Raw genomic sequence first — 10,279 nt, 5'->3', positions numbered from 1 at the left:
GACTCGATTGATACTTCAATTATATATCTGCTATATGAATTTGATGGCTATTGTAAAGCTCGATCGCTACAGCACTTTCCTCAATTGTGAAGTACAAATCCCCCCGCTCCCCCCTTTCCGAACAAATAACGTACTGCATATTACTGGAAAGTGCTGTATTATCGCCAATCTGCAAGGTTTTTAACCAGCTACTAGAGATTTCTGCCAAACCGATAAAAACGTTTCTTACAGTGATGTTGGCGACAGCGATATGGATAAATATTTAACAGGGAAATAAGTTTCTCCCACTTACTTTTACGCCGATCTCGACCGATTCGATCGGTATCACACTTAGGACATTTTCGAGCAGTTTTAGACCAAGAGTTTAGAAGCATTTTTATAGCACCCAACAAGATGGACGATAGAGAACGGTAGCGCGATCGCCAGAACTAAACTTTCTAGTTAAGACAGACTATTTGTCTGTCTTAAACTGGATGTAATTCATTGTAAATCGAAATCAGCTATTTAGCTCAACAATCTGCAATTAAATCTAGAATTTTATAGTAATAACACTCTTGCCAAAAGTTCTTTAATGGAGAGTTTATTCTGGATTCCGAGCGAGATTATCCGCTGTAAGACGCATGAGGTTGCGATTGTGACGGTTTTGCTTGGACATCGCGATTTGTCGATTGACTAAATTAGCAGAATTATGGATGTATTTAGGTATCCAGTTCTATTGTGCCCAGTTCGATCGATTTAATAACATCTCGATCTAATTATATTTAATTGGCTATTCATATATCTCATCTTTACCAAATCGGTCGAGATCGCTGACAATTGTCTTGTTTATTAATTAAATTTAATTATTTTATTTGCAATTCATCAATTATTGCCAGTTTGCTCCATAGTTCGACGATCGAAACGTGGCTCATCCCTGCAAACTGCGCGTCACCAATCTCAATCACAATCCAATCTCCAGATTCAAGTTGTCCGATATCGACAATAATATAAGGCACATTAACTTGAATTGCGGCTAAAATTGCCAGTCGATCCAGACTCGCTCGATCCAATTCTGTTAATATAAACTCATCCTCAAATTCATCCCAATAATAACCGCAAGCCAGCACTTGCCCTCGACAAACAAATAGTCGATATTCCCGACTGCGGGGGAAATTTCCAGGCATTATCGATCGATACCGTAATTTTACCAGTTGCCGGATAATTGCTCGCCCGCGCGCGCGATGGGGTATCGATAAAATCTGCTCGACAATATAGCTCAACTCATCGGAATCGTTCGCCACGCAAGCATCCCAACCGAGCGTTTTATTTGATTTAACAGCACCGCGCACGAATACTGGAAAGCCTAATTTTGCACCCGCATCAGCACACTCATCCAAGCTGGTAATCGTCAGACTTTGCGGCGTAAGATTACCTAGTAGGGGATAATATCGATCGAATTCTAAAGCGGTTTGATGTTGAATCGGATCGTTAACCAAGAATACATTTTTCTCAGCCGCTGCTCGATAAACTGCCTCGTATTTAGCCTCTGAGGGGATGAAACCAGCCCAAATACCAATTTGAGGTCGATCGAAATAGGGCAGGTTTGCTAGGGCATCTACCGCCGCTATCGAGTAACCGATTGCCGCAGGTAAGAAGTAGGTATAGCATCCATACATGCGCGCGGTTTCGACAATTTGCAACGTTTCGCGATTATCGATCGAATTCGGATTGCGAAGAGATTCGTCATGAAAAACAACAACCATATTCGAGGATCGTTCGGAGTTTTCATTAATTTATCTCGATCTTACTCTAATTTGCGACTACATCTGCATCCAGAGATCTCATTTTTACCTTATCTAGGCTTTTTCGACCAATATTTTGCTAAAACAATTCCAGATAAATTGTGCCACAGACTAGAAGTTGCCCAAGGTAGAGCTGCTGCTGGACTAACAAATTGAGAACCTAGAGCGACTCCCAAGCCGGAATTTTGCATTCCAACTTCAATTCCCACCGTTCGGCAATCGTCTTCGGCCATTTTTAAAAACCGACCGCCCCAATAACCTAATAGTAATCCAAGACTATTATGGGCAATAACAGCAATAATTAGTGTAGCTGGAAAGTGTAAAAGATTATGCTTATTCAGACTTACAATACAAGCAATAATCGTCAAAATAGTCAGGATTGAAATCGCTGGAAAAATTTCAATAACTGGGTGAATGTATCTACGAAGTAATCGACGCAAGATTAGTCCATTAACAAGCAATACGGTTCGGTTAAGGTCTAGACAATATTAAAGATCGAGAAACAACGGACTTCATTTTCCCTTCCAGTTTCTCGGTGAATAGGTTTCTTAGAGGGGAATTTAGCTCTAGTTTGTCTTGGTGCAGTTGCATGGTCGGGTCTCCCGACCATGCAACTGCAACGCTTTTTGACGACTCTCAGGTTACTTCGGCCTTCACGTGGAGGGATCTGCTCATCCAAAATCTCTGTCTGTAGCCAGCTCAAAAAAAGGGAATTTCCGTTAGTTCTAGACGTTGAAATTTTGGAACAGCACGGCGAACAACATTCAACGTTCCGGTAAAACTTAATCTCAAGGGAGAGATGTCAGCTTGTTCAGTCACTTGAAACATGAGCGAACGAATAGCCCAATGTCCCAATAATCAGCCATAAACTTCTTGAACAACTTCACGAGGATTCAGAGAGCGAATTAGTGTTTTCCGCCCCAACAAATGCACTTTTAATTCATCGATAGTAGTTTCGACATCCCATCGCTTGTGATATTCCACCCTTGAGTACTAAAGCTGGAAAAGTAACAGGATTTAATAAGCTAGTGATTAGGCGATATACTACGGGTTCTCCATCATTTTTAATCGTATATTCAATCACTCGTACCATGATTAAACTCGCACCTTTTTTCTTGGATTTTCTATCTGGAGCAATCCAGGATAAATAGGAACCATCCTCTAAGACTTTATCTACTGGAAATTTGACATTCTTAGGCATCCTTCCTAGGTAATCAGCTCCTTGTGATAGCGTCTCCATCACCATTACATAGGAATGAAGGTAGAAAAGCCGCAGAAGAACAAAAATCTAAACAGAGTACGATTGCCTTTACAGCTAAAAACATCCTAAGTAACAATCGACACTGCAATAAACGAAGAAAGTCTAAAAGGGCACAATGGGCAGAGGGAAAGAGCAGACAAGATAGCAAAAGTGTTGAATGATAGAAACAATTAGTAAAAAATGACCCCCATTCAGATAAAATGGAGGTAATTAAAAATAAAAAACTAGTTAAGATGACATCAAATTTTCCGAAGATAATCAATCAATTCTTAGGCGAACTACCAAAAAATGACTATCCAGCATTAGACACATTAATTCAATTATTTGGCTCGATCGCATCTTCCTCAACCTAAACTGGATGTAATCTCGATTCGGATCGATCCGATCGATTGCGATCGCTAAACTAGATAAATAAGCTCGGCGATACTTTAAACATTTCGCCTAGTTTTTTCGCTTGAGCCTTACTAATAGAGCGACTGCCATTTACCACCTCAGACACAACTCCTTTGCTACCAACAATCCCAACAAGATCGATTTGTTTGGTACCACTAGCAGCCATGATGTGCTGCAAAATTTCATGAGGTGCCGACTTGCCCCAGTCATCTAAATTGTAATGCTTGGATTCATAATCTTCAATGAGCTTTACCACTAACCGCAGTAGAGTTGTTTCTTCTGAAGTACGCAGATTTTTCTTGACAAGTAAACTCTCTGCTACTGCTAAAAACTGTCTGTATTCAGATTCAGATTCAATTACTTTTGGACTGATATCTGCATTAGCCCAGAGTTGTAAATAGTTAGTTAGATCGATACTCACTATATTTAAACAGCAACCATTCTAGGTGATGCTGGCTCAAAGTGTAACACCATTAATTGATGAGAACGCAATCCTACTGACTCATAGGTTCGCCCTTGTCGATCGCTAAACTCTACTTCAAATGCCTTGCCAGATGCTAGAATCTCCACAACGGTACCAACTTGACCCTGAGATAGATTATACTCAGGCAAATTCACCGTCAGAGCCACCACATCCAAAAGATTAATACTTGCGTTCATTCTCTTTTCTCTTCAATCTATAAAGGGTAACAGGTCGTTAACTTAGGCATCTCTGAATCATTCTCGATTATCCAGCCACTTCGCAAGATTGCGCTTTTATTTTGCCATTCTACCGAAAAATCTAGAGCATATCGTTGTCCAAATTCATCTTGCCGTTGTAGCCGAGCTTCATGGGTGACAACAACTTCTAATAAAATTTGACGTAAATCTTCAGCATTCTCAGCCGTCATCCCTAGTATAGATAAAAACAGTCGGGCTTTGTGCTTGCCCGTATCATGATTCAGATTTAGGCAATAGTCTCGTAGCTTACGAATATCGACGATAGCCAGCTCTCCATTCGGAATGAGCATGAAAGTAGTAAAAATAGCTTACATGCATTATCGTAATTCAAAACTGGATGTAATCTCGATCGGATCGATCGAGTCAGATGATGATATACTACATATGTCGATCGTCATAGTCCGATGAAATGCATCACCGCCGCTCTGAGCATATCCTGTACCCTATTGGGATCGGCACTCGCCCAAGCTCAGGTTAAACCCGATAATACGCTAGGTAACGATCGATCTCAAATTGATAACAATGTCATTCAAGGTGGCGCGCTGCGCGGTACCAATTTATTCCATAGCTTCACGGAATTTAGTATTGGCAATGGGCAAAAAGTAGATTTTGTCAATCCTAATGGTGTCAATAATATCATTACTAGGGTGACGGATGCACCGTCGAATATTAATGGCACTTTGGGCATTTTAGGTAATGCCAAGGCGACCTTACTATTAAAAATGGTTCGAAGATCGCTACGACTGGAACGAATAGCGGTGACATCGACTTAAAAGCTCAGAATATTACCGTAACTGGAACGGATGATAATCCGGCAAAGGTTAATGCCCGCTCTACTGGTACAGCCGCTAATACTAGAGGTGGTAGTGTCAAGCTCGATGCAAGTGGCGATGTATTAATTTCTGGCAATAATAGTGGGATTTATACTAGTACATTGGGTGATATTAATGGCGGAGATATTCTCGTTAGTGCTAAAAACTTCCAGCTTTTAGATGGAGCATATTTGGAGACAAGCCCTTATGCTTCAGGTACGGGCAATGGGGGGAAGATTTCGATTTCAGTAACTAATACCGTCCGACTTGCTGCGCCTACAAATGGACAAGAGACAGCTCTACTTACTGGGTCTTATGGTTTTGGTAGCAGTGGGAATATTAGCATTCGATCGGGCAAATTGATTCACAAAGACGGATCGCAAATGATTACCGATTATCTTGGTGACGACATTCCGCTGGGCGGCGGTAAACTCGGCGATATCAACATTATTGCCAGTGAATCAGTAGAAGTTAGTGGGGTTTCTAGTCAGGTATTTTTGTTAGGATTTCCCAAGCCTACTGCTATTACCTCTTTTTCTGCGGGTCGGCAGGATTCTGGAAATATCAACATTCAAACTCCCAAATTTGCGCTTCAAAATGGGGCTTCAATCTCGGCGGGAACTGATGGAAGTGGTGCGGGTGGTTCGATTTCCATTTTGGGTTTAAATGGGCGTAGTGCGGATACTGTGGAGCTATTGGGCAACTCGAATTTGGGGCAATTTCTGGGGACTGAAAATAATTTAGCGTTTGCGGGGGTGGGGAATGGGAGCCGGATTCGGAGTATTACCAGCGATACGGGTAATGCGGGAGTGGTGAAGATTAATGCCGATCTGGTTACATTACAAGGTGGGACTAGAATTGATGTCAGTACGCTAGCTGGCGGGCAAGGTGGGTCGATCGAGATTCAAGCCAATACGGTAGAATTAACCGATGGCGGACAACTGATTTCGACGACGAGAGGGACTGGACAGGCTGGTAAAATTAACGTTAATGCTGACAAAATTTTGACTCTTAACGGGATCGATACGACTTTTGAATCTAAGCGCGCCTTCTTGAGTTTAATTCTCGTCGTCAGCAATCAGCCCGCCGCACGGCAAGCTTTAACAGACTATCTCCAAAATCCCAATTCCACTTCACAACAGTCGGTTCTCTCTGCTTGGCAGCAAGTTAATAATAACGCTCCCGATCGACAAATCCTAGAGAATTATTTCACCTTCTTGCAAACTAGTCCCACGGCTCGATCGACTTTACAAGCTTATCTTATCGACACCGCCGGACAGACATCTTTGCGCGATTATAATATCTTGCTCAATGTGGGTAACAATAGCGGCATCGTCAGTCGATCGCAAGCCAACTCCACTGGGAATGGGGGGAATATTAATATCTCTAGTCCGAATTTGAATATTCAACAAGGTGCAGTAGTGACAGTGAATAGTAATGGTACCGGACGCGGGGGGAATATTACCGCCGATACCGCTAATATTAAACTCGATCGTGGGGCGATTACTGCCAAAACGATCTCTGCTGACGGAGGAAATATCGATCTAAATGCGAGTAAATTGGTGCTATTGCGGAACCAGTCCGAGATTTCGGCGAACGCGGCGACGAATGGCAATGGCGGCAATATTAATATCGTCGCGCCGAATGGGTTAATCCTCGCGGTGCCGAGGGAAAATAGCGATATTACCGCCAGTGCTGCGAGCGGACGCGGTGGGAGAATAGAGATTAAAGCCGATAATGTATTGGGATTTAGCACCCAGCAAATCGATTCTACTAGTAATATTGCCGCGACTTCGACATTCGGCGCGCAGGGAATCGTGACGATTACCACCTTGGGGAACGATCCAAATAAAGGCTTGCAGCCAGATCCGATCGTACCGAGTCCGCCAGGAATCTCGCAAACCTGCGCGGGAAGAAGTATTCAGGCGAGTCAATTTATCGACAGTGGTAAGGGGGGAATTGCGCCTAGTGCGATCGATCCGTTGCGGAGCAACAAGATCTGGGTAGATACGCGGGTGGCTAATCAGCCTGTCAGTAGTCCGCCGATGCCACCTTCGCTCGAGGCTGCACGGGGTTGGAAAATGGGCAGCAATCGCACGGTAATTTTGACTAGTCAACCGACTAATTATTCAGAGCCAAATATCTCCTCGTCCGCGCCTAATTGTGGGGGTAAGTAAGTATTTTCCGATCGTCTAGCGTTTCTAAATAGAGTTCTACCGCTTCTTGAATATTGGTTTTGACTTCTTCTAGACTATTCCCTTGAGATTGACACCCCTTCAAGTCTGGAGAATAACCATAATACCCATCTCGATCTTTTTCAATGATAATATTAACTTTTATATTTCTCATCTGGTTAATACCGATTGTTAGATTAGATCTGCTTCTAATACAGATGTCACGAATGCTAATTTATTTTAACGAATATCTAGATTTAATTTCCCACTGGCAATAAATTGAAAACTTTCATTACCCATCCCACTATATCTTTCGCCCTTTCCCTATTTGTCGGCTCGAATTGCATCCCAGCCATCGCCCAAACCACTCTCCCCGCACCGCCACAGATCGATCGATTACCCCAGCCGATTCCGAGTACTTTACCCATCCAACCTGTCCCCCTGACACCCCCAACGGCAACCCCTCCAAACCCGCCAATACCAACGACAGAGCGAATTAAAGTACTCAGGTATGAAGTAATTGGGAGTACGGTATTTAGCGATCGAGAATTAGCTAAAATTACCCAACCATTTACAGGCGAAGTCACATTCGATAAACTCCAAGCTGCCAAAAATGCGATCGAACGCATGTATCTCGATCGTCAGTATCTCACTAGCGGGGCGTATATTCCCACCGGACAGACATTATCGATCGATGCGGCGGTAGTTAGGATTCAAATTGTCGAAGGTAGGCTCGAAGCTATTCAAGTTACCGGAACCCAACGGCTCAACCCCGAATATATTCGATCGCGGCTAGCATTGGCTACCAGACAGCCGTTAAATCACGAGCGACTGATTGAAGGCTTGCGGCTGTTGCAACAAGATCCTTCGATCGGGAGTATTTCTGCCGAACTCTCGAATGGCATTCAACCAGGTACCAACCTGCTAGAGATCGAAGTTAAGGAAAATCCGACTTTGACAGGCGAAATTGCTACCAATAACGATCGCTCGCCGAGTATCGGTAGTTGGCAACGTCGCGCCCAAATTAGCGCAGCCAATCTCACAGGGTGGGGCGATACGCTGATTTTTGCCTATAGTAACACTGAAGGCAGTAATGGGATCGATGCCAGTTATACTGTGCCCCTGAACCCCTCCCAGACCACTCTGAGCGTAAATATCGGGGGGACTAACAGCCAGATTATTGAAGAGCCATATCGCTCGCTCGATCTTACCTCCAATGCTCGCTATGCCGAAGTTAGCGTGCGCCAGCCCCTAATTCGGCGCGCTGGGCGAGATGCTACTCAAGAATTTGCTCTAAGTCTGACTGGCTCTAAGCTGGAGAGTGCTAGTGCGTTGGGGAATACACCTTTTCCCCTCAGTCGCGGTGCAGACGATAATGGTCGTATTGGGGTTTCAGCTTTGCGGTTCGGGCAGGAGTATATCTATAGGGATAATCGATCGGTCTTGAGTTTACGCTCTCAGGTAAATGTTGGTGTAAATGCGCTCAATGCGACGATTAATGCTGCTGCGCCCGATAGTCGGTTTGTCTCGTGGCAAGGTCGAGGACGCTGGTTGACACAGTTAGCCGATCGTACAAATTTAATTATACAAGGAAAGGTGCAATTTGCAGATCGATCGCTGGTCTCGATCGAACAATTTGCCATCGGCGGACAAACTACGGTACGCGGCTATCGTCAGGATGCACTACTTGCCGATAATGGGGCGTTTGCCTCGGTAGAGTTGCAGTTGCCGATCGGGAACGATCGAGGCAATACCTGGCAAATTGCGCCGTTTATCGATGTGGGGACGGTTTGGAACAATTCTACTAGCGATCGGTCTGGTACACTACTCTCTACTGGATTGGGATTGCAATGGCGCACCGATAATCTCAGTGCTCGGCTCGATTGGGGCATTCCGCTCGTCGATCTAGCCAGGAGCCGCAATTCATTATCTAATAATGGTTTACATTTTTCGGTGCGATATTTTCCGTTTTAATTCGATTAAAAGTCTCCTATAGCTCCCCGACTTCTGGGAGAAGTCGGGGAGCTAGCCTCATCAAAAAAACATGAATTTTTTTACCAAGATCGGCTCGATCGGCTTGATTTTAGCACTGGCGATCGGCTCTACTCAATCGGTATTTGCCCAAGGAAATGAGCTGCCTAAAATAGGTGCTGTCAAAAATGCTCCTAGCGGGGCTGGTTGTAGTTTTTCATTAGCAGGTAGTAAATCTACCGCCCCAATTTTTGTTAATATTGCGGGAGAAGTAACGCTGATGAATTTTGATGGGAAAGATACGAAATTGACTCGTGTCGGAAATCGATCCGATCGACCACATGCCCCAGAAAATTATACAGCTAAAAATCTCAAAATTAAACTCGCATTTCGCCCTACTAAGAAAATTGACTACACGCAGTTATATGACGTGCAAATAACGATTAGTAACGGCAACAAGACTCAAGCAATTAAAGCTAGTGGGGGATGTGGCTGCTAGGTTACAGGTGAAAATTTAGATACTCCAGCACTCTGGGCTGGCTCTACAAGAAACATCAACAATGGTATAAAGCTCTAGAATTTACCCAGCAAGCCGTAGTAGCGGCTAATCCAAATCACGAGACTCTCTATCAGTGGGGGCAATTCATGAATTGTCCCTACCCTCAATTTTTTGTGGCAAAGTTCGGGGTATCCCCTAAGTCAAACTTTTCCCCCAGGTCTGAAACACTTGTCCAGTCAATATTCTAGCGATGCGATCGCGAGTTAGCTTAGGGTTAGTCTCCGAGGCTATTCTGTGTACATGGAAACAAACACAACCCCACAGGAGCCAACCAAATGACAACCTAACCAACCGCATTAAATTCAAACCACATGTAGCGAGTAGCTTAATAGCAAAGTACCATTTTTACCCGCAAGGGGCGCAGATCTGAGGGTTATCGCTATTAACGAATCCCCCCTCGCATCGTCGGAAATGCGGGTGCAACTCCCGCCTCGCTACCTATAGGGGTATCGCCAAGTTTGGAAAGGCAGCTATTTATCCTAATTCAATTAACTTGCCCATCAGGGACGACAGAATGAGGGTTATCGGGTGTAGCCATTCGCAGGTTCAAATCCTGCTACCCCTAATTTGGGATTGTAGCTCAGTGGTTAGAGCGTCCGCCTGTCTAG

At 44.0% G+C, this 10,279-nt stretch carries 11 protein-coding genes, 1 tRNA gene and 1 pseudogene; 5 read left to right on the top strand and 8 right to left on the bottom strand.

Features of this window, described 5'->3' with window-relative positions:
- Positions 1-842: 842 nt before the first annotated feature.
- The 6 genes and pseudogenes from RMO79_RS21660 to RMO79_RS21635 all read right to left on the bottom strand — a co-directional run bounded on the left by RMO79_RS21660 (position 843) and on the right by RMO79_RS21635 (position 4,445).
- Complete coding sequence (locus tag RMO79_RS21660; protein WP_310485338.1) at positions 843-1,742, bottom strand: ATP-grasp domain-containing protein; 900 nt, start codon at positions 1,740-1,742, stop codon at positions 843-845.
- A gap of 89 nt (positions 1,743-1,831) precedes the next feature.
- A complete protein-coding gene (locus RMO79_RS21655) occupies positions 1,832-2,221 on the bottom strand; it encodes a hypothetical protein (protein ID WP_310485337.1) in 390 nt (129 codons plus the stop codon).
- A 259-nt stretch (positions 2,222-2,480) separates the two neighbouring features.
- Positions 2,481-3,042: pseudogene (locus RMO79_RS21650) on the bottom strand (transposase); the annotation flags it as partial.
- A 403-nt stretch (positions 3,043-3,445) separates the two neighbouring features.
- Entirely contained in the window at positions 3,446-3,859 is a 414-nt protein-coding gene (locus RMO79_RS21645) for a type II toxin-antitoxin system HigA family antitoxin (protein ID WP_396136654.1), read from the bottom strand.
- 2 nt (positions 3,860-3,861) lie between these two features.
- The gene (locus tag RMO79_RS21640) at positions 3,862-4,095 is read right to left on the bottom strand and encodes a DUF4926 domain-containing protein (RefSeq protein ID WP_310485335.1); all 234 of its coding nucleotides are present in this window, start codon (positions 4,093-4,095) and stop codon (positions 3,862-3,864) included.
- A gap of 17 nt (positions 4,096-4,112) precedes the next feature.
- Positions 4,113-4,445: a DUF6883 domain-containing protein gene (locus tag RMO79_RS21635; RefSeq protein ID WP_310485334.1), complete on the bottom strand. Its 333-nt coding sequence runs from the start codon at positions 4,443-4,445 to the stop codon at positions 4,113-4,115.
- Positions 4,446-4,559: 114 nt separating this feature from the next.
- On the opposite strand from RMO79_RS21635, the gene RMO79_RS21630 reads away from it, so the two are divergent.
- Positions 4,560-4,928, top strand: a complete 369-nt coding sequence (locus tag RMO79_RS21630) for a filamentous hemagglutinin N-terminal domain-containing protein (protein WP_310485333.1) — start codon at positions 4,560-4,562, stop codon at positions 4,926-4,928.
- Between the two features lie 4 nt (positions 4,929-4,932).
- Here RMO79_RS21630 and RMO79_RS21625 read toward each other — a convergent pair whose 3' ends face one another.
- The gene (locus RMO79_RS21625) at positions 4,933-5,064 is read right to left on the bottom strand and encodes a hypothetical protein (protein ID WP_310485331.1); all 132 of its coding nucleotides are present in this window, start codon (positions 5,062-5,064) and stop codon (positions 4,933-4,935) included.
- A 25-nt stretch (positions 5,065-5,089) separates the two neighbouring features.
- On the opposite strand from RMO79_RS21625, the gene RMO79_RS21620 reads away from it, so the two are divergent.
- Positions 5,090-7,144, top strand: coding sequence for a hypothetical protein (locus tag RMO79_RS21620; protein WP_310485330.1), 2,055 nt, complete (start codon positions 5,090-5,092; stop codon positions 7,142-7,144).
- Here RMO79_RS21620 and RMO79_RS21615 read toward each other — a convergent pair.
- Positions 7,125-7,316 (bottom strand): type II toxin-antitoxin system HicB family antitoxin, encoded by a 192-nt coding sequence (locus RMO79_RS21615; RefSeq protein WP_310485329.1) that lies wholly within the window; start codon positions 7,314-7,316, stop codon positions 7,125-7,127. The two genes, RMO79_RS21620 and RMO79_RS21615, sit on opposite strands and share 20 nt — an antisense overlap.
- 104 nt (positions 7,317-7,420) lie before the next feature.
- Between RMO79_RS21615 and RMO79_RS21610 the strand changes: the two genes are divergently transcribed.
- From RMO79_RS21610 to RMO79_RS21600, 3 genes are all read left to right on the top strand, one after another.
- On the top strand, positions 7,421-9,115 hold the full coding sequence (locus tag RMO79_RS21610) for a ShlB/FhaC/HecB family hemolysin secretion/activation protein (protein WP_310485328.1): 1,695 nt from the start codon (positions 7,421-7,423) through the stop codon (positions 9,113-9,115).
- A 70-nt stretch (positions 9,116-9,185) separates the two neighbouring features.
- Positions 9,186-9,611, top strand: coding sequence for a hypothetical protein (locus RMO79_RS21605; RefSeq protein WP_310485327.1), 426 nt, complete (start codon positions 9,186-9,188; stop codon positions 9,609-9,611).
- 502 nt (positions 9,612-10,113) lie between these two features.
- Positions 10,114-10,236, top strand: a tRNA-OTHER gene (locus tag RMO79_RS21600).
- The last annotated feature ends 43 nt before the right edge of the window (positions 10,237-10,279 follow it).

The sequence above is a fragment of the Chamaesiphon sp. VAR_48_metabat_403 genome (assembly GCF_031422475.1).
Taxonomy (GTDB): Bacteria; Cyanobacteriota; Cyanobacteriia; order Cyanobacteriales; family Chamaesiphonaceae; genus Chamaesiphon.
This window is presented reverse-complemented; position numbering and strand designations above follow the sequence as displayed.

Excerpts from the sequence above, each read along its gene's own strand:
- RMO79_RS21660 (WP_310485338.1), bottom strand. The coding sequence starts at position 1,742 with ATGGTTGTTGTTTTTCATGACGAATCTCTTCGCAATCCGAATTCGATC.
- RMO79_RS21640 (WP_310485335.1), bottom strand. The coding sequence starts at position 4,095 with ATGAACGCAAGTATTAATCTTTTGGATGTGGTGGCTCTGACGGTGAAT.
- RMO79_RS21635 (WP_310485334.1), bottom strand. The coding sequence starts at position 4,445 with ATGCTCATTCCGAATGGAGAGCTGGCTATCGTCGATATTCGTAAGCTA.
- RMO79_RS21630 (WP_310485333.1), top strand. The coding sequence starts at position 4,560 with ATGAAATGCATCACCGCCGCTCTGAGCATATCCTGTACCCTATTGGGA.
- RMO79_RS21615 (WP_310485329.1), bottom strand. The coding sequence starts at position 7,316 with ATGAGAAATATAAAAGTTAATATTATCATTGAAAAAGATCGAGATGGG.
- RMO79_RS21605 (WP_310485327.1), top strand. The coding sequence starts at position 9,186 with ATGAATTTTTTTACCAAGATCGGCTCGATCGGCTTGATTTTAGCACTG.